General features: G+C 53.4%; 18 protein-coding genes. 9 read left to right on the top strand and 9 right to left on the bottom strand.

Annotated elements, in window-relative coordinates; all coding sequences use genetic code 11:
• Positions 1-24 precede the first annotated feature (24 nt).
• The 4 genes from folE2 to bfr all read left to right on the top strand — a co-directional run bounded on the left by folE2 (position 25) and on the right by bfr (position 3,588).
• Positions 25-813, top strand: coding sequence for a GTP cyclohydrolase FolE2 (gene folE2, locus ACR02O_RS09920; RefSeq protein WP_205450771.1), 789 nt, complete (start codon positions 25-27; stop codon positions 811-813).
• 10 nt (positions 814-823) lie between these two features.
• Entirely contained in the window at positions 824-1,819 is a 996-nt protein-coding gene (locus ACR02O_RS09915) for a CobW family GTP-binding protein (RefSeq protein ID WP_205450772.1), read from the top strand.
• Positions 1,820-2,008: 189 nt separating this feature from the next.
• On the top strand, positions 2,009-2,983 hold the full coding sequence (locus ACR02O_RS09910; protein WP_205454465.1) for a CobW family GTP-binding protein: 975 nt from the start codon (positions 2,009-2,011) through the stop codon (positions 2,981-2,983).
• Positions 2,984-3,117: 134 nt separating this feature from the next.
• Positions 3,118-3,588, top strand: a complete 471-nt coding sequence (bfr, locus tag ACR02O_RS09905) for a bacterioferritin (RefSeq protein WP_205450773.1) — start codon at positions 3,118-3,120, stop codon at positions 3,586-3,588.
• A 112-nt stretch (positions 3,589-3,700) separates the two neighbouring features.
• On the opposite strand, the gene ACR02O_RS09900 is transcribed toward bfr, so the two are convergent.
• Genes ACR02O_RS09900 through ACR02O_RS09880 form a run of 5 tightly spaced genes read right to left on the bottom strand, consistent with a single transcriptional unit; the run spans position 3,701 to position 13,924 of the window.
• A complete protein-coding gene (locus ACR02O_RS09900; protein ID WP_494523287.1) occupies positions 3,701-6,859 on the bottom strand; it encodes a response regulator in 3,159 nt (1,052 codons plus the stop codon).
• A 52-nt stretch (positions 6,860-6,911) separates the two neighbouring features.
• Positions 6,912-9,560, bottom strand: coding sequence for a PAS domain S-box protein (locus ACR02O_RS09895; protein WP_494523286.1), 2,649 nt, complete (start codon positions 9,558-9,560; stop codon positions 6,912-6,914).
• Positions 9,557-11,878, bottom strand: a complete 2,322-nt coding sequence (locus ACR02O_RS09890) for a PAS domain-containing protein (protein WP_494523285.1) — start codon at positions 11,876-11,878, stop codon at positions 9,557-9,559. Before ACR02O_RS09890 ends, ACR02O_RS09895 begins: the two co-directional genes overlap by 4 nt.
• A 17-nt stretch (positions 11,879-11,895) precedes the next feature.
• Positions 11,896-12,816: a response regulator gene (locus tag ACR02O_RS09885; protein ID WP_494523284.1), complete on the bottom strand. Its 921-nt coding sequence runs from the start codon at positions 12,814-12,816 to the stop codon at positions 11,896-11,898.
• A gap of 7 nt (positions 12,817-12,823) precedes the next feature.
• Complete coding sequence (locus tag ACR02O_RS09880) at positions 12,824-13,924, bottom strand: response regulator (RefSeq protein ID WP_033155397.1); 1,101 nt, start codon at positions 13,922-13,924, stop codon at positions 12,824-12,826.
• A gap of 298 nt (positions 13,925-14,222) precedes the next feature.
• Here ACR02O_RS09880 and tgt point away from each other — a divergent pair, with 298 nt between their 5' ends.
• Entirely contained in the window at positions 14,223-15,332 is a 1,110-nt protein-coding gene (tgt, locus tag ACR02O_RS09875; protein ID WP_494523283.1) for a tRNA guanosine(34) transglycosylase Tgt, read from the top strand.
• A gap of 71 nt (positions 15,333-15,403) precedes the next feature.
• Here tgt and lpxB read toward each other — a convergent pair whose 3' ends face one another.
• The 3 genes from lpxB to ACR02O_RS09860 all read right to left on the bottom strand — a co-directional run bounded on the left by lpxB (position 15,404) and on the right by ACR02O_RS09860 (position 18,665).
• Positions 15,404-16,555 (bottom strand): lipid-A-disaccharide synthase, encoded by a 1,152-nt coding sequence (gene lpxB, locus ACR02O_RS09870; protein ID WP_494523282.1) that lies wholly within the window; start codon positions 16,553-16,555, stop codon positions 15,404-15,406.
• Positions 16,556-16,616: 61 nt separating this feature from the next.
• Positions 16,617-17,714 carry a DegT/DnrJ/EryC1/StrS family aminotransferase gene (locus tag ACR02O_RS09865; protein ID WP_494523281.1) on the bottom strand — a complete coding sequence of 366 codons (1,098 nt, stop codon included), beginning with the start codon at positions 17,712-17,714 and terminating at the stop codon, positions 16,617-16,619.
• Between the two features lie 12 nt (positions 17,715-17,726).
• Positions 17,727-18,665, bottom strand: coding sequence for a Gfo/Idh/MocA family protein (locus ACR02O_RS09860; RefSeq protein ID WP_101055132.1), 939 nt, complete (start codon positions 18,663-18,665; stop codon positions 17,727-17,729).
• A 375-nt stretch (positions 18,666-19,040) separates the two neighbouring features.
• Between ACR02O_RS09860 and ACR02O_RS09855 the strand changes: the two genes are divergently transcribed.
• From ACR02O_RS09855 to ACR02O_RS09840, 4 genes are read left to right on the top strand one after another with little or no spacing between them, the layout of a single operon-like run.
• The gene (locus ACR02O_RS09855) at positions 19,041-20,507 is read left to right on the top strand and encodes a hypothetical protein (protein ID WP_171695972.1); all 1,467 of its coding nucleotides are present in this window, start codon (positions 19,041-19,043) and stop codon (positions 20,505-20,507) included.
• 2 nt (positions 20,508-20,509) lie between these two features.
• The gene (locus tag ACR02O_RS09850) at positions 20,510-21,016 is read left to right on the top strand and encodes a cytochrome c3 family protein (protein ID WP_033155403.1); all 507 of its coding nucleotides are present in this window, start codon (positions 20,510-20,512) and stop codon (positions 21,014-21,016) included.
• Positions 21,017-21,027: 11 nt separating this feature from the next.
• Positions 21,028-21,609, top strand: coding sequence for a hypothetical protein (locus tag ACR02O_RS09845; protein ID WP_033155404.1), 582 nt, complete (start codon positions 21,028-21,030; stop codon positions 21,607-21,609).
• Positions 21,610-21,624: 15 nt separating this feature from the next.
• Complete coding sequence (locus tag ACR02O_RS09840; protein WP_051669651.1) at positions 21,625-23,241, top strand: methyl-accepting chemotaxis protein; 1,617 nt, start codon at positions 21,625-21,627, stop codon at positions 23,239-23,241.
• 44 nt (positions 23,242-23,285) lie between these two features.
• Here the strand turns inward: ACR02O_RS09840 and ACR02O_RS09835 are convergent, their stop codons facing one another.
• A complete protein-coding gene (locus ACR02O_RS09835) occupies positions 23,286-23,843 on the bottom strand; it encodes a Uma2 family endonuclease (protein WP_494523280.1) in 558 nt (185 codons plus the stop codon).
• Between the last annotated feature and the right edge of the window lie 5 nt (positions 23,844-23,848).

Here is a 23,848-nt window from a genome sequence, read left to right as displayed (position 1 = left end):
ATCCTGAATAATTCAGTTAAACTCATGCTCCCTATCGAAGACATTCAAGGCCGCCCTGACACACGGCGCATTGCCATCGACAAAGTCGGCATCAAAGACATTCTGCACCCGATCCGGGTCAAAGAGAAAAGTGGCGGCGAACAACGCACCGTTGCGCACTTTGCGATGTACGTCAATTTGCCGCACGACTTCAAAGGCACCCATATGTCCCGTTTTGTGGAAATCTTGAACGATCACGACCGGGAAATCAGCATTGCCTCATTTCCGGCGATGCTGCAGGACATGCTCGCCAAATTGGAGGCCGAATCCGGGTATATCGAGATGCGTTTTCCCTACTTCATCGATAAAGCAGCGCCGGTCAGTGGCGTCCGCAGCTTAATGGACTATCAAGTCAGTTTTATTGGCGAAATCGATAACGCCGGCTGTCGCATCAAAGTGAAGGTGATAGTGCCGGTCACCAGTCTGTGCCCTTGCTCCAAGGAAATTTCCGAACGCGGTGCCCATAATCAACGCTCACACGTCAGCGTGACTGTAGAGGCCAAGTCGTTTATCTGGCTTGAAGAACTGATCACGCTGGTAGAAGCCGAAGCCTCCTCGCAAATTTACGGCCTGTTAAAGCGCCCGGACGAAAAATACGTCACCGAATACGCCTACGACCACCCCAAATTTGTCGAAGACATGGTGCGCGATGTAGCCGCCCGCTTGAACGCAGAGCCACGGATCATCAGTTACAGCGTCGAATCGGAAAACTTCGAGTCTATCCATAATCACTCAGCTTATGCACTGATACAGCGTGTCAATTCCCCATCCTGACGGAGGCCCTATGAACGCCAACCCCAAACGTAACTACCCCGTACCGGTGACCATTCTCACCGGCTTTCTCGGTGCCGGCAAAACCACTTTGCTTAACCGAATTCTTAGCGAAGACCACGGCAAACGGATTGCGGTGATAGAAAACGAATTCGGCGAAGCCGGTATCGACAACGAGCTTTTGATGCAGGCCGACGAACAAATCGTGACCATGAATAACGGCTGTATTTGTTGTACCGTGCGCGGCGACTTGGTGCGTATCCTCGGCGAACTCAGCGATGGCCGCGAATCCGGAGAACTCCAATTTGAGCGGGTCATCATTGAAACCACCGGTTTGGCCGACCCGGCTCCGGTTGCCCAAACCTTTTTCATCGAGGAAAACATTGCCGAAAACTACCATCTGGACGCCATCATCACCGTCGTCGATGCCGTGCACGCCCACCACCAGCTAGCCGAACACCACGAAGCGCAAGAGCAAGTCGGCTTTGCTGATCGCATCCTACTATCCAAAACCGACCTCCAAGAACCGGAAATTGTTTTAGACCTGGAAACCCGCCTCCGGGCTATGAACCCCAGAGCGCCAATCAAACACGTGCATTTCGGCCAAACCGAACTGCAAGATATTCTGGATATTGACGGTTTTAACCTGGATGACATTTTGAAAATCGAACCGGATTTTCTGGAAGACGTCAGCCACGAGCACGAGGACGACATCCGTGCCTTGGTCTACCAAACCGACCGGCCTCTGGATGCCGCGCGGATTCTGGCATTCCTGAACATCATGATCCGCGACTACGGCAACGAGTTGCTCCGCTACAAAGGCATTCTCAACATCGCCGGCAGCGAACAAAAAGTGATTTATCAAGGTGTGCATATGCTGATGACCGAGACTTTCGGCAACCCTTGGCAAGCCGATGAAGCACGGGAATCGAGTATGGTGTTTATCGGTCGCGACTTACCCAAGGAGGATATTCTGGAGGCCTTGGCTTCTTGCCGGGTAGGCGTTTAGACAAAATCGCTGAATGGGTTTTTGGGCACTGGGCAGATGGCCAGTCACCAGTTGTCTTTGACGTTCCGGTTCAAAAAACAGGCATAATTCGCCTTTACAGATAACCGGTCCGAATAGGTAAATTAAATTTGTATTCGCTTGGACCTCGTAATCACAGCTTTTCATGAAGAAAGCGGCGACCACTTGAAAATGCCCGATCCAGACAAAATCCCTGTTTTTGTGCTCACCGGCTTCCTCGGCAGCGGCAAAACCACCTTGTTGAATCGATTTTTGGCTGACGGGGTAAAGACCGCTGTGGTGATAAACGAGTTCGGCGAAATACCGGTCGATCAGGATTTGTTGGCAAACCAAAATCTGCCGCTGACCGTGCTGTCCGGCGGGTGTCTATGCTGCAAGGTCAAAGGCGCGTTGGCGCCCACGTTAAAAAACCTGTGGATGACCTGGGAGCAAGCGGCAAGCAAGCCTTTCGCACGCATGATTATCGAAGCCAGCGGCATCGCCAGCCCGGAACCGATTCTGGATACTCTGTTGCGCGAGCGCTGGCTGGCCAGCCGTTATCATTTACAAAACGTCATCGCCACCCTGGCTATACCCTCGGCTGCAGCACAGCTGGACAGTTTTGCCGAAGCGCGGGCGCAGGTGGCTTGGGCCGATACTTTATTGCTGACCCATGCCGACGTAAGCAATGCCGACCAGCAAACCGCATTGGCAACCCGCTTGCAAGTTCTAGCGCCGGCCACGCCCAGACTGACGGCAGAAGACTTTCATGCACTTAGCCTGCTGACTAAAGCAGGCCCAAGCTTGCGCCGCTTGCCTCCTGCCGGCCCGTTACCGGTACATAACTTTCGCAGTATCTCGCTGCATCTGGAACAAATTCTGCCCTGGCAACACCTGCAAACCCTCCTCCAAGAGCTGCTTAACCGCCACCCACAAAACTTATTGCGCATCAAAGGCGTGGTTTATCTTGCCGAACAAACCGAACCGATGGTGATTCAGGCAGCCGGCACTCGACTGTACCCACCTACCCCATTAACCGCCAGAACAAGCGACGACGGCCGCAGCCGGCTGGTATTCATCATTCATGGCGAGCCAACGGCACTTGCTACCGATCTAAACAAGACTTTTGTTCCGCTGCTTAGCAGGAACGCTATCAAGCTGCATTAATTTATTAAGCCGAATGGTATTTTTAAGGGCCGGGGTGACAATGGCCCAGCGGGAATCCACGCAAACCCAGTATCCGGCGGCATTTTGTATTACCATAGCCCAGGGCATTAGCAAATTTATCCGGGAGGCGGCATATGCAAGGCGACAAACAAGTCATAGCTCACTTAAACGAATTGCTGGCAGGCGAACTGACCGCAATAGACCAGTATTTTATTCATTCCAGGATGTATGAAAACTGGGGCTTCAGCAAATTATACGAACGCATCAATCACGAGGTTCAAGACGAAACCAACCACGCCGATGCCTTGATCAAGCGAATTTTGTTTCTGGAAGGCACGCCGGATTTATCCAAACGCGAACCGCTGGCGGTCGGCACCAACGTGCCGGAGATGCTGAAAAACGATCTGGCGGTCGAATATAAAGTGGTTGCGGATTTGCGTAAAGTCATCGCCTATTGCGAAACCGTGCGCGATTACCAAACCCGAGAAATTCTGGAAGTGATGCTGGACGACACCGAGGAAGATCATGCACACTGGTTGGAAAAACAATTGGGATTGATCGACATGATTGGTTTGCCAAATTATCTGCAATCGCAAATGTCCTGACTCGGCACTTTGCACAGCAATAGCCGCGGTCGCTTTTAGTGACTGCGGCTTTTTTATGCCAGCCGCTACCGATTGACAGCCATAGTTTTAAAACCTCACTCAGCTTACAGCCTTACAAATCCGCAGCTTGTAAAAGCAATAAAGCGGCTTGATAGTCGAACGCTTCGATTTGCCTGGCAAAATCCGGATATGTAGCCCCCAATTTTGACCGCAGCAACACGGCGTATTCCCGCGCCAAACGGCTGGCTTGCGCATCGCCAATTGCCAAAAGACTTGCCAGTGCAGCTACGACTTGGCGCATATTTTCCGCATCGATAATTTCCTCATCCGCGTCGCTGCTTGCCGGTTGGGAAGGTAAATCCAGGATAGCGCGAACCAAATGCGTCAATTCGCTATCGCACAACGCCGCCAACTCCATGCAGACCGCCAAATCGCTGCTTTCGGCTATCGCCCGATCCAATTTAGCCGCCAAATCGGCAACCTGTTTGGCACCCAGCGTGCCGGCAACGCCTTTTAAGCAGTGACTGATGCGTTTTGCTTCGGCGGATTTGCCATCAACCAAGTAGGCCTGAACTTGTTTCAAGTCTTCATTGTGGGCATCGGCAAACATGCTCAACAATCGTTGATATTTATCCACGTCGCCCTTCACTACAGCCAGGCCTTGCTTGGTGTCCAGGCCGCTGATGGCCAGCAAAGCCGGCGGCAACGTATCGTCCGTTGCCCCTGTTTTTGCCGAAAAACGCCCTGCCTCCGCTTTATCGGGCCTCAGGGGACGCGGATCAGAACGCGGTGCCAACCAGCGCAACAAGGCTGCGTAAAGATCTTCCGGAATCACCGGTTTAGCGACAAAATCGTTCATACCCGCAGCGAGCGAAACATGCCGGTCTTCCTCGAACGCAGCGGCGGTCATGGCCAAAATCGGCAAGCCGGCAAAACTCGGCTGCGCACGTATCGCCCGCGTCGCCTCCAGACCGTCCAATTCCGGCATCTGTACATCCATCAACACCAGATCGTAGGCGTTCTCGCCGATTTTTTCGAGGGCGATTCGCCCGTTCTCGGCGGTATCCACTGCCAAACCCACGCCATGCAACAACTCCAGCGCCACTTCCCGATTGATCGGATTATCTTCCACTAAAAGCAAACGCGCGCCGGCGTAATCTCGGCGTAACGCCATTTCCGCGTCGACGGGCTTTTCACTGGGGTGTAAAGGCATGACGCCGTGCCCGCGTTGAACCAGGGCGGTAAACCAAAAGCAACTGCCTTCACCCAATACGCTATCGACGCCGGCATCGCCGCCCATCATATTCGCCAGGCGGCGGGTAATCGCCAATCCCAAGCCTGTCCCGCCATATTTGCGGGTGGTCGACACATCAGCCTGAGTGAAAGCCTGAAATAAACCGGCTTGTTGCTCCGCTTCTATACCGATTCCGGAATCGTTCACCTCGAAGCGCAGCAGCAAGCCCGCCGCGGTTTCCTCCTGCACCATCGCCCGCAACCGGATCGAACCGCGTTCGGTAAACTTCACGGCATTGGTGGCGTAGTTGAGCATGGCTTGGCGCAGACGCATCGGATCCCCGCGCAGCCATTGCGGAACGCCCTGCCCATCCACCTCTATGCTCAAGGCCTTGGCCCGCGCCTGATCGGCGATTATGGAACGAATGTGGTCCAATACCGCCGCCAGGGAAAAATCGGTTTGCTCCAGCTCCAGCCGGCCGGCTTCGATCTTCGATAAATCCAGCACGTCGTTAATAATCGACAATAGATGTTGGGCGGCGCCATCGATTTTGTCCAAACGCTCGCTTTGTTCCGGATTGGGACTGCTTTGCCGCAGCAAATAAGTCAAGCCGATGATGGCATTCATGGGGGTACGAATCTCGTGACTCATATTGGCCAAAAAGGCGCTCTTGGCTTGATTGGCGGCATCGGCCAACAGTTTCGCCGCTTCCAGTTCAGCCGTGCGGCTGGCCACTAAATCTTCCAGGTGGTGCCGATACTGATCCAGCTCCAGCGCCACACGTTTCTTCTCGGTGATGTCTTCCTGTACCGCAACAAAATGGGTTACGCTGCCGTCGGCCTGACGGATTGGCACGATGATGGCAAATTCCACATACTCGCTACCGTCCTTGCGTTTATTGATAAATTCGCCTTTCCAGGTCTGACCACAGCCCAGTGCGCTCCACAACGCCCGATAATTTTCCGGCGGGGTTTTTTTCGATTGCAATATGCGCGGATTACGGCCGATGACCTCGTCGCGCCGGTAACCGCTCACCTGCAAAAACGCCTCGTTAACGTATTCGATATCGCCGTTCAGGTTGGTGATGATAATACTGGCCGGGCTTTGTTCCACCGCCTGCGCCAACTTACGCAGTTGCTGTTCGGTTTGTTTGCGCTCACTAATATCCAGATTGACCCCAAACAGCATGATCGGTTTACCCGCGGCATCGTATTGCGCACGGCCCTTGCTGCTCAGCCATCGCGTTTCGCCGGTTGGCAAAATATAGCGAAACTCCACCTCGAACGCCTCGCCACGCAAAATGCGGCTTTCCCACTGTGCATCAATCAAATGCTGATCGTCCGGATGCACTCTTGCGCGCCAGTCGGCGTTGAACCGCACACTGCCGGGTTCCAAGCCGTATAGCCGCTCGCATTCCGGCGACCAATAACCGCGATCATTGACAATATCCCAATCCCAAATCCCGACATGCGCCCCCTCCTGCGCCAGCATTAAACGCCGTTCGCTCGCGCGCAAGGCTTCCGCGGCAGCTTCCGCGCGCTGGCGGGCCGCGATGGCATCTTCCATCAAATTTAAGGCCGCCAGTTGCGCCTGATGCTGCTCTAACAGCGCTTGCTCCTGGCTTTGCCGCAAGGCCTGCTCCGCGTCACGTCTTATCCTGCGTTGATCGCGTTCCTCGACAGCCCGGCGTATGGAGGGCACCAAGCGGACCGGATTGTCCTTGTACACGAAATCGACCATCCCCAGCCGTAACAACTCCATCGCGACTTCTTCGCCGACGCTGGCGGAGACCAGAATAACCGGCAAATCTTTACTGTGCGTTTGAATGAATTGCAAGGTATCGCGAATATCCATTCCCGGTACCGCGTAATCCGACAGCACCAAATCCCAGTCGTCTTGCAAAGCCAGCGCCAGCGCCGCGCGGCTATCTATCCGCCGGCATGCCACGCTTAGGCCGTTCTGCTGCAAGTGGTGCACCAGGGCCAGATAATCAGCCTGTAATTCTTCGATAATCAGTAATTTCAATTCAGGATTCATAGACCCATCACGATCATCATGGCGGCTAAGTAATACGCAAACCGGGCGCGGTTCATCCCGGAACATTCCCAACCGGGTTTGTGCCGGCTTGCTCTATAAACGCCAGCGGATAGGGTCGTTCCTGTCCCAGTTGCCCGGACAGCTCGTTGATGGTTTGTTTCAATGCGATCATGTCCATTTCCCTGCCGACCATGGCTCGGTTGAAACGCTGCAGGGCCTCAGTTTGCTCGCGCAGAGCAACCTCGGCGGCTTTGCGCTCGCTAATATCTAAGGCATAGGCCACACGCCTGATGGATTTGCCGTCGCCGGATTTGATAATAGTCACGTCTATCATCACCGGAAAACGACTGCCGTCCTTGCGTTGATGTTCCGCCTCAAATACCCCATGACAGGTCGAATCCAGAATATTGATCTGCTGTTTGATCTGTTCGACCCAATCGGCCGGATAAACCGTCATGACCGGTTTGCCGATCAATTCTTCTCGGGCGTAACCACGCTCCTTAGCAAATACCGGATTCACGGCCAAGAACAAATTGCTCTGCGCGTCGGCAATCGCCAATCCGAATTCGGCGTTTTCGAATGCTTGCGCCCAGAGCTTGAGTTCGTTTTCAGTATTTTTACGTTCGGTAATATCGATACAAACCCCAAATACCCTTTGCGCCCGGCCCATATCATCGTAACTGGCTCCGCCCTTGCAATTTAGCCATCTGAAACGCCCCGGCTCCGCTTGCACCCGAAAATCAAAATCAAAAGTCCGATGCGCGGCAACCGCTGAATCTCGAAAATGCTCCAGCTCGACCAAATCGTCGGGATGCACGCGCTGGGAAAAAGCCGAGTAGTCTCCGGAAAAAGTGCCTGGCGCATAACCGAACATCGTCTCAAGTTCCGGAGTCCATTGCACTTTGTCGTTATCAATATGCCAATCCCAGATGCCGATATTGGCAGTACTTTGGGCCAGACGTAAGCGCTCCTCGCTTTCCACCAAGGCCATTTCCGCCAATTTGCGCTCGGTGATATTGGTGTGAGAAACCACCGCGCCGCCTTCCCCAAATCCCAGAGGCGTGACGACCATGGCAAACCAGCGCTGCTTCTGCGCAGAATGGCAGGCATATTCATACCTGAATCGGGGAAGCCGGCCTTCCAGCACCGCCGACAATCCGTTGAACACGGCCTGCGACCCCTGCCGATACGGACCCGATGCCTGCCGGCAAATCTGCAAATAATTGGTGCCTATACTGCAAATATCAGCGGATTGTCCGCATGCCAGAGCATCATCCTCGGCAAACTGCTGCCAGGGTCGATTGACGGAGACAATCACACCATCGCGGTTCAGCACGGCAATGTTGGCGCTCACCGAATCCAAAATAGCCCGCTTAAATTCTTCGCTTTCGCGCAGCGACGCATTCGCCGCTTCAAGCGCTTTGCGGGCCGCCAGCGCATCTTCCATCAAATTGAGTGCGGCTAGCCTGGCCTCGCGTTGCTTTTCCAGGGCCACCCGCTGCGCCTCTTGCAGCGCAAGTTCGGCTTGTTTACGTGGGGTAACATCCTGCACGGTACCATGCAAAGCCACGATATTAGCCTGCTCATCACGGACCGCTTCGCCGCGGGCCACTACCCAGCGATGCAGTTCGCCATCGTTCTGCAATTCCACCTCGCATTCATAAGGCAAGCCGTCGCTACAAGCCTGAGCTACGGCAGCTTGCAAGCGCTGCCAGCTCTCGGGCTTAAAATACCGCCCAACCTCGTCATAGCCGGCTGGCGGTAAATGAGGGGCGCGGCCGAATAAACTGTATATCTGCTCCGACCACTTCGATTCGCCGGTGCGCAAGTCCCATTCCCAACTGCCCAAGGCGGCTAAACGCTGAGCGACTTTCAAAGCCATCTCGCTTTCATGTAGCGCCAGTAACGCTTGTTCACGCTGCTCTATGTTTTCCATGAGCAAGATAAAACACGCAGGGCTACCATCCGGCTTACGCGCCACGGAAGCGCTTAATCTAATCCAGACAACACTGCCGTTCTTATGAATGAAACGCTTGTCTCCGGAAAAACTATCTATTTCACCTTCACCTGTCGGCATCTGCAACAAATCGCCAAAATCCTCCCAATAGGTAATGTCCGAAAAATTGCTGCTTAGCAATTCTTCCAGGCTATAACCCACTATCTCGCAAAATTGGCGGTTAGCCTTCAGCCAACGCCCGTCCGGTGCCAATAGGCAAATGCCTATCGCCGCTTGTTCAAACGTAGTCTGAAATAAGGTTTGGCTAACCTGCAGCTGGTCGCGCGCGTCCAGCAATTGTTGCCAGTGCGCATTCTCGCGTTGCCGAGTCCGCAGCAGGAATTCGCTGAGCAGGCTGATTAAAACGCCATTGGCAATCAATAACGTCCATTGCACTACATCGTAAGGGCCGGCAATTGCCAAGCTGTGATAGGGAGGCAACAGTTGGAAATCGCTGACCATCGCCGCCATCAATGTCGCCAATAATCCAGGCCCCAAGCCGCCGAACAAGGCACTCACGATCACCGGAAACAAAAATAACAGCAACATCGGGCGCTCGCCAATGGATGCCGGCAAACACAAGCGAATTGCCAGCGCGGCCAATACCAGGACCACCGCCGAGACGTAGGCGAGTCTTTGGCTGCTCTGGAAACGGGAAGGCACCAACGCGGAAAATTCGCCTGATGGCGGCTCGGGGATACTCATAAACGGTCTTCTTCCGCAGCCGATGTATCGCCGCCCATTAATCCGTCCGCATTGCTTACTGATATTCCGTCCGGTTTGAGAGGGTCCAAGCCGGATTCGGTGTGAACTTCAGCAAAATCATGACCAACAGCACTTTCGGGTTGGGTTGAGAGAAACGCCAATGTATAGGGGGGCTGGCGACCAAGCTGCGCAGACAGATCATTGACCTGCTGCTTTAAATTAACCATATCCAGCTCACGGCCGACCATGGCCCGATTAAACCGCTCCAATTCATCATTCCGTGCTTTTAATTCCGCGGCCTGGAGATTAAGTTGGTCTTCGGCGGCTTTACGGGCGCTGACATCCAGAATAAAACCAATCACCGCCGGCCGGTTTTTATAATCGAAACTGCGGCCATGGACTTCAACATGAATGCAGTGGCCGTTGTGGTGCAAGCCTTCGAAACGGTAGTTAAGGTCTTCAATCTCGCCATCAATCCGTCGGCGCAAATTTTCCAACACCATCTGCCTGTCCTGCGGACAGACCAGATCGGCCACTGTTTTGCCGTCGATAATATCCTCGGTCCGCTGATAGCCGAAGATCCTGGCAAACCCTGGATTCACGTAAACAAAGCGTGCATCTTGAATAATATAAATGCCGGCCAGTGACTGTTCCACCAAACCGCGAAAGCGCGCCTCGCTCTCGCGCAGCTTCAGCTCGGCCTGTTTACGTTCGGTAATGTCCCGCGAGATACCGAACACCCCGATGGTTTTACCGTTTGCATCGCACAGCGGGCCTTTGGTGGTCAAGAAAGTTCTTGATCCGAATTGGGTGTCCAGGGTTTCTTCTTCCGTCAGCGTGATATTTTCCGCCATTACCCGGCGGCTAAACTCTTTCAAGTGCTCGGCCTGATGCGGCGGAAATAGCGCGCCATCGTCCTGGCCGATGACTTCCTCGACCGGCTTGCCGACAAAATTAGCGGCGGCGGTATTAAACAAAATATACCGGCCGTCTAGGTCTTTGGCATAGATCGCGTCCACGGACAAATCGGAGATTGCGGCTAATAAATCAAGCGCCCGCAATCGCTCCGCTTGCGCCTTCTGCACCGCCGTGGCCAAGGCCAGTCTCTGACTTTGCCGCAACAGATAAAAACCGGCGCAGACGATAAAAATGGTCAAACTACCGACACAAACAATCCAGACGACTTCGCTTCTGGCTTTGCTGTAGATTTCGACCTTATCCAACTTAGTCAGTAACAGCCAGTCGGTACCGCTAATCGCCTGTACCAGACCGATGACGGAGACATTACGGTAATCCTTAGCTTCCAGGATGTTGTCGAGACTAACCGGACTTTGCAACGCCTTGCCGGCCAGCAAGTTAGGCGTGTTGAGCGGCAGACGCAGCGAAGCAGCCGCATCCGGGCGAAAACGTAGCGGATTCAGATAGAGAATCTCATCGCCGGCACGCCGAAACAACAAGGTTTCGCCGCTGCCGCTCGCCACAGGCCAACTCTCCAGAACCGGAAACAGCCACTCGCTGAGATCGATATGTAAAATAATCAGCGGCGCCGCTACCGGCTGCGCTGTCAGCGGCACCACCAAATCCAGCAGGACGCGCCCGCTATCATCTCTGTAGGGATTAACTAATTGGATTTGCCGCGATTTGGTCGACAACTCTGTAAGTTTTAGCAGCTCAGGCAACAGCGTGGCGGGAGCTTTCGCGGAACGCCATAAGCATTCGCCATCGGGTCTAAGCAGACTGATAGCCGTGACTCCCCAGCTTTTACGAAATTGCTCCAAACGGCTTTGCAGGCGCTCGGCGCTTTGCAGATCCCCACCAATCTGCCAACGGTGATACAAGTCGACGATAAATTCGCTGGTTTGGATAAAATCCGCGTCGCCGCGCCGTTCAGTCAGCCAGTCGCTGATTTGCCTGGACTTGAAGCCGGCGACCGCCTGAAGCCTGCCGAACTCTTCTTGGGCGTGTTGCTCAATCGTCAGCGCCGCGCTGGCAGCCATCAAAGCCAGGATGGCGACTATCAATAAGCTCAGCGGCAACCAATGGCTACGCGGTACCTGGGGAACGGTTTGCGGTTCGCTGTTTCGACCAAACCAGCGCCGCATCAAACCGTAGAGCAATAAAGAAGTCACCAACACATAAAACCAGCCTTTCAGCATGCTGGCTAGCGTCAGCTGGTCCGGATCTTTGAATACGTGGTGTACCAATTGATCCGATACCAAAATCCAGCTGGCGGCGAAGATGGCGTATACCAGTACGACGGCTAAGACGCTTTTGCGGCTGACCTGCGCTGAGTTTGATGGATCGTTATTCGACTGCATGGGCTTGCAAAGTCTAATTAATGGTCGAAGCCGTACAAAAAGGACACGCCGTTGACCACAGCAGTTACCGTGTTGCCGTTACCTTGATATTCCAGACGATCAAAGCTCATCAATCTGGCCATCGCGATACCGCGGCCATGCAAATCGAACACCCGTTCCGGGGAAAAATCCAGGAAGTCTTGCCAATCGAAACCATCTCCCTGGTCTTGAATGGTGAACACCAGCTTATCCGGCAAACGCTGGAAATGCACAGTAACAAAACGCCGGCTGAATTTCGGGAGTGTCAAACGTCTTTGAATTTCCTCCAGCCAGACTCCCGCCAGCATCAGTTCGCCTTTTTCCGCATAAGAAACCCCCAGATTACCGTGCTCGATCGCATTGACCATCAACTCCTGCAAACCCTGGACGACGCGCTCCGGCTCCGGACAGGATTGGGCTAAACAATGACTCAACACCTTGGCTTCATCGAGATCGCGAAAACGAAATACGGCGGATTGCACTAGTGCCAAAGGACGCCCGGCGCGATTGGCTGTTTCGGACATTTCCTGCAACTCACGGCGTTGTTGCAGTGCGGCATTGATCACGGCGATCAAGATTTCCGGTTGAATCGGTTTGGTCAGATAGTAATAAGCCCCCTGACTAAGCCCTTCCTGGATGCTTCGTTTGTCGCTGCGGGCGGTCTGCAGAATCACTGGTATGGCAGCCAAGACCCGATCTCCCTTGATCAATCGCAGTAAATCCATACCGTTCATCCCCGGCAAGCCCCGGTCCAACAGCACCAGGTCGTAGCCCATCCGGTCGTGCTGCAACGTTTCCCAGGCAATGCAGCCATTTGCGCAAACCGTCACCTGAAAGCCCTCGGCAGCGAGTAAATCCCGAATGATGATGGCGATGATTTCCTCGTCTTCAACCAACAATATACGAGCGTGTTGCGTCATGACTCATTTACTCCGGGATTGAATCGAGATGGCGTTGGGCAATAGCGCAGAATGAATCGAAATCGGCTAAAAATGCATCGGCTATGTCCGGATCAAAGTGGCGACCACGTCCCTCAGCAATAATAGTCTTGACTTCAGCAAAAGCCATGGGCTCTTTGTAAACGCGCCGGGATATTAAAGCGTCGAATACATCCGCCAGCGCCATAATCCGCGCGGAAACCGGAATGGCATCGCCGGCCAACGCCTCCGGATAGCCGCTGCCATCCCACTTTTCATGGTGCCAATGCGCGATTTCCTTCGCCAAAATCAGAAACTCCACCGAGCGCGTCGCATCGCGTTCGGCCATTTCTATCGCATCGCTGCCCAATTTGGCGTGGGTCTTCATCACCGCCCATTCTTCGGGAGTGAGTTTACCCGGCTTTTGCAGGATTGCGTCCGGTATCCCGACTTTGCCAATATCGTGTAGCGGCGCGGAGCGCGTCAGTAATTCGATGTAATGATCAGTCAATGTCGCGAAAAAGCGCGGATGGCTCTGCAATGCAAGCGCCAAATGCTGCACGTAACCTTGGGTGCGCAGGATGTGATTGCCGGTTTCCGGATCGCGAATTTCCGCCAGATGCGCCAAGGCGCGAATACTGACTTTTTGAATCAACTCGTTTTCGCTCATCCGTTTCGCTATTTCCATTTCCAAGTAGGTGTTTTCGTCGCGCAACCAATCTCTGGCCTGCTTTAACTCCAGCTGAGTGCGGATCCGCGCTAAAACGATGGGCGGCAGAATGGGTTTGGTAATGTAATCGACCGCGCCGACATCCAATCCATGCAGTTCGGACTCCATGCTGTCCATCGCCGTGACGAATATCACCGGAATCGTGCGCGTAATAGGATCGGCGCGCAGATGCTCGAAAACTTGGTAACCGTCCATGCCCGGCATCATCACGTCAAGCAAAATCAAGTCCGGATAAGGCTGATTGGCGGCCATCTGCAAGGCTCTTTGCCCGGAGGTAGCGACGCGCACGCGGTATTGCGGTTGCAGTAATTCGCTGATGACGGTGAGATTTTCCGGAGAATCATCGACTACCAAAATGGTTTTGCTTTTAGTATCCAACATACTTCTCCCGATAACGGCCGATTATTGTTGTTATGGCCTGAAGAAAATTCATCAATTTTGCTAGTTTACATAGTGAAATGAACAATATCCCGATAATAAACGGAATTACTAAACCTGAGGTATTTCGATAGAAAAGCTGCGGCAAGTGCCTCAAATTTATAACACAATCCGACACCAACAAGTTTTCTCAGGGGACAAAAGCCGCCACGCTCGCCTATTGATCTAAAAACGACAACTCCACTGGCTTGCGGAACGAAAAGGACCGATAATTCCGCCTTTTTTCATTTGCCGGATTTGCATGGAATTCAAACTCAAAGCCACCGATGGTCACGCCCGCCGCGGTCAACTGACTTTTGCCCGCGGCGTGGTGGAAACCCCCATCTTCATGCCGGTCGGCACCTACGGCGCGGTAAAATCGCTAACCCCGGAAGATTTAAACGCACTAGGTGCACAAATCATTCTCGGCAATACCTTTCATTTGCTGCTGCGACCCGGCATGGAGGTGATGAAAGCCCACGGCGATCTGCACGACTTCATGCGCTGGCAAAAGCCTATTCTGACCGACTCGGGCGGCTTTCAGGTATTCAGCCTGGGCGCGTTGCGAAAAATCAGCGAACAAGGCGTGACATTCAAATCGCCGGTCAACGGCAGCAAAATCTTCATGGGCCCGGAAGAATCGATGCAGGTGCAGCGCGATCTAGGGTCGGATATCGTGATGATTTTTGATGAATGTACCCCATACCCGGCCACCTATCAAGAAGCCGCTGACTCCATGCGCTTGTCCTTGCGTTGGGCGGAACGCAGCAAGCGTGCGCATGAAGGTAACTCGTCTGCATTGTTTGGTATTGTGCAAGGCGGCATGTATCCGCAATTGCGCGAAGAATCGATAGCCGGGTTGACCGACATCGGCTTTGACGGCTACGCCATCGGCGGCTTGTCGGTCGGCGAACCCAAGCACGAAATGTTGGCGACACTGGATGCAATTCACCAGAAAATGCCGGTGGATAAACCCCGTTACTTGATGGGCGTCGGCACCCCGGAAGATCTGGTGGAAGGTGTCAGGCGCGGTATCGATATGTTCGATTGCGTGATGCCGACCCGCAACGCCCGCAACGGCCATTTATTCACCCGCCACGGCGTGATCAAAATCCGCAACCAGCAATACCAATTTGATACCCGACCCTTGGACGAAGATTGCAGTTGCTACACCTGCCGAAACTACTCGCGCTCTTATCTAAAACACTTGGACAAGTGCAAGGAAATGCTGGGCTCCAGGCTCAACACCATCCACAATCTGCACTATTACCTGGAGTTGATGCAAGGTTTGCGGGACGCGATTGACGGGCAGACTTTCGATGAATTTGTTGCGGCGTTTTACGACCAACGCGGCAGCCGCGGACCGGTTTAAAAGCCGCCGTTACGCATCAAAATACGGTGGTTTGCCGGCAAGCCGCCGGATGCTTTACCCGTGTTGAGCGGCTAAGCACCGCCCAACATCTCTAAGGCCAGTTGCGCCATATTTTTTGAGCCGCCGCCATCACCAAGCTGGTGTTTGACGGCCTGCAACTCAGAGATACAGCGCTGCCGATAATCGCTGTCGCCCAACAGTTGCAGAATCTCGGCCGCCAAATTTTCCGGTGTTAGTTGTTCCTGAATCAATTCCTTGACGATGGCTTTGCCGGCAATGATATTCGGCAGCCCGATAAATGGAATTTTTACCAAGCGCTTACCCAACCAGTAACTGAACGCCGCCAGCCGGTATACGATGACCATTGGCACCCCGAGTAAGGCAATTTCCAGCGAGGCGGTGCCGGACGTAGTCATCACCGCGTCGCAGCATTGGATGACATCATAGGGCTGCTGTTTGATCACCTTAACGGCTAGCGAAGTGTTTACGAAATGCGCAGCCAATTCCGCATCGCTGATCGAATCGGCTTGCGGCAAGACAAACTGCAATTCCGGCCGCTGCGCGGCCAAACTAGCCGCGGCAACCAACATCACCGGCAGGATACGTTTGATCTCGTTGCCGCGGCTGCCAGGGAGTATGCCGACGACAGGCCGATGGGGATCCAGGCCGAACAACTCGAAATCCTCGGAGCGACTGCGCTGCGGATGGACTTTATCGACGGAAGGATGACCCACATAACGGACCGGGACATTTTCGGCTTCGTAATAGCGGGTCTCGAACGGAAAAATCACCGCCATCATGTCGATGGCCTTGCCGTAGGTCACCACCCTGCCCGGCCGCCAAGCCCAAACTTGCGGACTGACGTAAAACAACACCTTCACGCCTTGGCTTTTTGCAAAGCGCGCCAGCTTGAGGTTGAACTCTTTGTAATCGACGCAAACCAGCAAATCCGGTTTTTCATCGCGAATGATCTGTTTCAGTAAATTCAATGCGCGGCGGATCTCGCCGTAGTGCTTCAGAATTTCCACCAAACCGATCACGCCGATGCCGGCCGAGTCGTAGCGCACGTCGATACCGGCCTGGCGCATTTTGCTGCCGCCCATGCCAAGGCCACGAAGCGCCGGACAACGCTGTTTTAGCTCCAGAAACATATTGGCGGCGTGTTGGTCGCCGGAGGATTCGCCGGCACTAAACAGCACCGTGTAGGCAGATTGATTGGTCATTTGAGAATAGTTGGTGGGCTGCGCGGTGCTTAGCCCACCCTACATTAATGCGTTTTGGAATTTACGCTTGGAAAACGCCGCGAATGACGCCGACAATTTGCTTGACGGTATCGTCGCTCAGATTGGAACAAATCGGTAAAGAGAAGCAACGCGCCGCGACTGACTCAGTAACCGGCAGAGAAAGGCCGGCGCACTCTTCTTTAAACACATTCTGTTGATGCAGCGGTACCGGATAGTAGACGGCACAGCCAATCTTCTGCTCTTGCAAGGCTTTCATCACCTCGTCGCGGCGGTCGGACAACAAAGTGTATTGATGATAGACATGCACACCAATGCCGTCTTCATACGGCGTAGTCAAGGGCAAATCGGCCATCAAATCAGAATACAAATGCGCGGCATGGCGGCGAGCGGCATTGTATTGATCGATGCGTTTTAACTTAGCGCGCAACACCACGGCCTGTAGCTCGTCCAGCCGGCTGTTGTAGCCTATCACGTCGTGGTAGTAGCGCACGTCCGACCCGTGATTGCGGTATTGCTTGATCTTGGCGGCCGTCGCGTCGGAATCGGTCGTCACCAAGCCGCCGTCGCCGAAGCAGCCCAGGTTCTTGCTGGGAAAGAAACTAAAACCGGCTGCATTGCCGAAACTACCGGTTTGCTTGTTGTAAACGGTGGCGCCGAAGGATTGCGCGCAATCCTCGATCAGTTTCAAACCATGCTTGTCGCAAATGGCTTTGATGGCGGGCAAATCGGCGGGCTGGCCGAACAGATGCACCGGCATCACGGCCTTGGTTTTGGCTGTGATGGCTTTTTCGATATTTTCCGGGGTGATATTGAACGTGCCCGGATCGATGTCGACAAACACCGGTTTGGCGCCGACGTATTTGATTGCTTCTGCGGTGGCGATAAAGGTAAATGCGCTGGTAATGACTTCGTCGCCCGCGCCTATGCCTTCCGCCAATAAGGCTAAATGCAATGCATCGGTACCGGACGCGCAACCGATGGCATGTTTAACGCCCAGATAGGCAGCGGCTTCTTTTTCAAAAGCCTGCACATTCGGCCCCAGGATAAACGCGCAATTGTTAAGGGTTTCGGTGAAACCGCCGACGATTTCATCTTGAATTTCCGCATACTGCGCTTGCAGATTGACCATGGGGATCATAGTGTCAGCCCTTTATCGATGGGTTAAAAATTTGGTGATTTCTATCGCGGTAGCCAAGGCTTTGCGGCCCGCTTCGCCGGGGACCAGCGGATTTTCGCCGGTCTTGATGCAATTGACAAAATGTTTAATCTCATCAAGCAAGGCATCGCCGCTTTCAAATACCGATTCCTCAGTGACGATTTCCGGAATACCGGGGAACATTTCTTTATCGCCGGTTCTATGTTTAATCAAAACCCGATTCTGAAAATCCACGGAAATATAGGAACAAGGACGGAACATGCGCATCTTGCGTTCCATTTTCATGCTGATGCGGCTGGCGGTGACGTTCGCCACGCAACCGTTTTTAAAGGTGATGCGGGCATTGGCGATGTCGGTACCTTGGGTTAATACGGCGGTGCCGCTGGCATCGATTTTTTCCACTTCCGAATCGACCAGCGCCATGATGATGTCGATGTCGTGGATCATTAAATCCAACACCACGCTGACATCGTTGGCGCGCGGATTGAACGGCGACAAGCGATGCGACTCGATAAATAGCGGTTTGTCTTCCATTTTCTCCAAACCGCGTACGGCCGGGTTGAAGCGTTCCAAATGCCCGACCTGCAGAATAACGTTCTTTTCCTTGGCAATCGCGATCAGTTCATCGGCTTCTTCTACGGTAACGGTGATCGGCTTTTCCACCAGTACATGCGCACCGGCATTCAGAAAGTCTTTGGACACGCTGTGATGGTAGCTGGTGGGCACCACAACACTCACCGCATCGACTTTGCCGAGTAAATCATGGTAATTCGTCAACGCTTGAGCGCCGTTTTTTTCGGCAACTTGTTGCGCCGCCTCGGCATTGATGTCAACCACCGCCACCAACTCGCAATCCTTTAACGATGCGTATTTTTCCGCATGAAATTTTCCTAAATATCCGGCACCTATCACGGCACATTTCAGTTTATTCATAAACGACCTAAGCTTGATTCGCGGTTTCCCAGCCTTTGACAGACGCGCGCCGGGCATAAAACCGTTCATTGTAACATCAGATTCTGTGTTGAATAAGCCGCACCAGCATTCGCAAACGGATCGGCGAATGATTAACCCGGCCCTTAGATACCATTCGCCTTTATGCCCTTGAGAGTACTGAGTCTATCGAAGGAAAAACCACTCCAGCCAGGCTTTGACGAACTCAGCTCAAACGAGGCGCCAGGGATAAGTTGAGCCCGCTGGATAAGGCCAGCCCCATGCATCAACTTGAAATGCCGACAAAAGCAACTAACCTTGCCTCGATACGAAGATTCTGAAAAAAATGTAGTCCTAAGCTTACACACAGAGACAGATATGCATCCAAGAAACCAGCGAATAGCTATCGCCCTGCTCAGCCTGGCAGCCCACGCCAACGCGCATGCCACCGCAGCGGAAGACGAACATATCCGCCAGATTGTGCAAGGCGTGCTGAAGGAAAAAGACCAGAAAATCGAACAACTGGAAGCCCGTATCAAACAACTGGAACAAGAAAGAAGCGGCGCTGTAGCGGCCGCGCCAAGCCCGGCAGTCGCTAAGGCCGGCGAACCCGCCCCGGCACCGGTGAAAACGGCTGCGAACGGCAAACCTGAGCCAACCGTGGACACCAAACTCCAGGCCCTGGACAAAAAAATTGCTGCCTTAAAAGAAGCGGCCGAAGCCAACGGCCTGCAAATGAGCGGTTTTTTCGACATCAACGCCAAAACCGGCAACTCTACTGACCAGACCTTTAGCGTCGGCTCGGTGGAGTTGGACCTGGACTATGTGCACGACGACCACTTCGGTGCCAGCTCGGCTTTAGTGTTATGCGGCAACTCATCCAACGCCGACTATGGTGCGCCCGGTGCGGTATTTTGCGGTAACAGCGGCCCCGGCGCGCTGAGTGGCGGCAGCACAATGGCCGGTATCGCCGTCGCGCTAGTCGACTACCATATGTTTAATGATCGTATTCCGCCGCGCGGCCGGATTTTCAATAACAAAGGTCTGCACATCCAGGCCGGCCGTTTCGACTTACCGTTCGGCAACGATTACCAAAACTTCGCTAACAAGGACCGCATCACTGTTACCGCCCCGTTGACCACCTCCCGCATGCAATTGGGCGGTTACAATGCCGACGGCATTCGTTCCTACGGTGCCTGGGATATATTCAACTATTCGGTATTCTGGACAGACGCGCTGTACGCCAATGACGGCCATACCGTCGGCGGCCGGGTGGGCCTGGCTATGGGGCAAAATACCTACAAAATCCACAACGCCAATCCGGAAGGTATCGAAATCGGTGTCTCCCATCTGAGCGAGTTCGATGGCGAAAACCGCATCCGCAATACCGTTTACGGCGCTGACTTGAGTATCGGCTACGGCATGTGGCGTTTACAAAACGAATTCATGCTGCTGAACGCGCATCAACAGGTGTTTTTGGAACAAGACGCGGATGGCAACCCACTACCTGTCATCATCCCCGATCCAAACACCAGCCCGTTCGGCAAAGGCCACCAATTGGGCTACCACTCCACGCTGACCGTGGATTTGGAAAGCCTGAGCAAACAGCCCATCGTGGTGTTCGCCCGCTACAGCCGCTGGCAGCCTTCGCAAGACCTTGGCCTGGACTTTGATGGCAGCACAGTGGCGATCAACGATCTCTCCATGCTTAGCCTCGGGTTTAACTACAAATTCAGCGATCATTTACGGGTCAAATTTGAATACAACGATTCGCTGGGCACAGAAACCGCCGAGCGCTATTTCGACAGAAAACTGGGCATAGCCCAAATCGTCATGTCTTTTTAATCATGAACAAGCTCCTATACAAATGCTTATTGGCCGGCGGCACCGGCGCACTTTTGTTATTGTTCGTCAGTGGCGCGCATACCGCCGACGACAATCCGCACCTCATTTCCAAGCAATCGCCGCAAGCGGGGTGTAGTAATTGCCATACCACGACGCCGGAAATCAAAGAGGACGGCATTTTACACAGCAAAAATATATCAGCGGATCAAACCACCTTTAGCAAGGATGGCGTGGCCATGTGCTCCTCGTGCCATAATCCCAACCAAGGCCACAAAGTGGGCTTGAATATCGACTTTCCGGTACCCGCCGACTTGCCGCTTAACGAGGAAAACGACATTACCTGTCTGACCTGCCACTACACGCACGGCAAGCTGGATAGCGACCGGCCACAAGCCAGCCACAGCTTCATGGATAAACTGATGAACGCCGAAAGACTGAAAAAAAGCTTTTTGCTCCGCCGTAACAACAGCGACGGCGAGCTCTGTTTAACTTGTCACAACGTCAACTAAGGTTCCTGAAAATGAACAATACCGTTACCAAACGTCGCCAAATTTTTATCAAAAGGGATTTTCAAGGCCGTTTCATCCTCGGCGCTTTTGCACTGATATTGCTGGCCGGATTATGTTCGGCCTTACTGATTTATTGGATGACCGGCGGCGATCTGCAGGCCCAATCCCAGTCGGCGCACGCCAATATCGTTAATGCGGCGGAACGCCTGGGCGTATCGATTTTAATCGGCAACTTGGTGGCCATTTTGGTTGCCGGCGGCATTGCGGTGAGCACCGTTCTTTACGCCTCGCATAAAATCGCCGGGCCCTTATATCGCTTCGAAACACTCTGCCAAGAGGTCGGCGACGGCAAGCTTGATACCGTCACGCACTTGCGAGAAAACGATCAGCTACAGGATTTGGCGCTGTCGTTTTCGAATATGGTTGCCAAACTACGCAACCGCCGCGAGCATCGCGCACGCTTAATTGCCGAACTCAACCGGCAGATCGGTTTGTACGCCTTAAACAACGGCGACGCACTGTCAGAAGCCCAACACCATGCCGTTGCGGCAATGGCGGCGTTGGTGACCGATTTAGAAAAACTTGAAAAATAATTACCCAAAAACCTCATGTTTAAAAATATCTCAATCAAATCTTCGCTGATCTTAATTGCTTCCGCTTTGGCATTTGCCAATCTGCTGTTTGTGTTGTCGCTGTGGCATGCGTTTCAGTCCATAGACGACAACTTGCAGGCGGCAACTCAGAAACAAAACACCTCGGACTATTTGTCTCATGTGCGTTTTCATGTCGTGCAGATTCAACAATTTCTGACCGACGTCGGCGCGACGCATGATGATGGCGGCTTTGCCGAAGCCAAAGAAAACCTGGACGCCGCATTGTTAAATCTGGACAAAGCCGAACAATCTCACCCGGTACTACGCGCGCAAGTCGAAACATTGAAACGGGAAATTCAAGTAATGCACGATGCCGGCGTAAAGATGGGTTGGGATTACATTAAGTTGGGCACCGAAGCAGGCACCGTTACCATGAAGGCGCCGGGCTCAGGTCTTGACGACACAGCTGCCACGCTGACCGAAGAATTAATCAGAATTACCGAGCAACTTGATCGGGAGCTTGCCCTCGCCAAACAACAATTAAGTTCGTCTTTGCACGATTACAGCCTATCGCGTATTGCTTTTTCCATCGTGTTGCTACTGTTTGTGACGGTCTGTTTGAGCATGCTTTATTTCAAAATAGAACCGCCATTGACCGAGCTGCAAAAATCGCTGTATCTGCTTAGACAGGGCGGCGGCGATTTGACCCGGCGCATTCCGCACGAAGGCAGTGACGAAGTCGGCATTATCGTCACCCAGTTCAACGAATTTTTAAGCGTCTTACACAGCCTGATGCGGCAAGTGGCGACGGAATCCAACCAGTTGAACACCGCCTCGAACCGCTTGAGCCAAATGTCCGAGCGGGTACAAGAGGATATTTTGAAACAGCAGATGGGCACGGATCAGGTCGCGGCAACGGTAACGGAACTATCCGCGACAGTGACGGAAGTGTCCAACAACACGGCTAACGCCGCGCAAACGGCGCAGAAAAGCAGCGTGGCCGCCAACCACGGCAAGGCAGTGGTGACCAATACGGTGCAATCGATTCATGCGCTGTCTAACAATATCGACAGGGCCAGCACCGTAATCGGTAATGTCGAGCAAAACTGCGTGAATGTCAGCTCGGTGCTGGATGTGATTCAGAGCATCGCCGATCAGACCAATTTATTGGCGCTCAATGCGGCGATTGAGGCCGCCAGAGCCGGCGAACAAGGCCGTGGTTTTGCGGTAGTGGCGGACGAAGTGCGGACACTGGCCAGCCGAACCCAGGATTCCACGCATGAAATTCAAGCGATGATAGAACGCTTGCAGCAAGGCTCGCGGGAAGCGGTGAAAGCCATGTCGGAAAGCCGAAATCAGGCTAAGGAGACCGTTGAAGTCATCGAAAGTACCGGCGAGTTGCTGGACAACATTTCCAGCATGGTGGCGCAAATTTCCACCATGAATACGCATATTTCCGACGCGGTGAAGGAACAAAAAATCGTCGTCGAGCACATTAATCAAAACATCAATTCGATTAATGACGTCACCATCAACAACTCGAAGGACGCCGAGCAAACCGCGGAAGAAGCCCATCATTTGCAAAAAATCGCCGGTAATTTACATACCACGATTTCCCAATTCAAACTGTAAGCCACCCAGCGCGCTATTCGGTTTGCCTGCAAGCCAATAGCGCCTTACAACTCAAATACCTCCGCCAAGGGCAAAATCAACTCCGGCAAGCTCAACAGGGGCAAATCTTCCTCAACCCCAAAAACGTCGGCATTGGCATAGCGACCGTCTGCGCCCAGAAAAAAACGCTGAACATAATTTTCCAACGGGTCGATGACCACATATTCCCTCACGCCGGCACGCTCGTAGAGCGCTTTCTTTTCACGCATATCCTTCAGCGCCGTGCTGGGGGACAAAACCTCTACCACCAAATCCGGCGCACCGTGTATGGCTTTTTCGCCGATCTTTTCCGGGTTGCAGACCACTAACAAATCCGGTTGCACCACATCATGCTCGGAGAGAATGACGTCCACAGGGGCGATTAAAGGCTTGCAGGGCTTACCTTTTAAAAATTGTTCCATCCGGCTAAAAACACGTCCAGCAACCGTCTGATGTTTGATGCTGGCTGCGGGACTCATATTGTAAGGAACGCCGTCGATTAACTCCCAGCGCTCATCGTCCGGCCATCTCGTATAGTCGGCGACACTGAAGGTTTGTACCGACAATTTAGGTACGCTATTCATTCTTC

It is taken from the genome of Methylomonas sp. PHL2-19, assembly GCF_059331595.1.
Note: the sequence above shows the minus strand (reverse complement) of the source record. Positions and strands in the feature narration are given on the sequence as shown.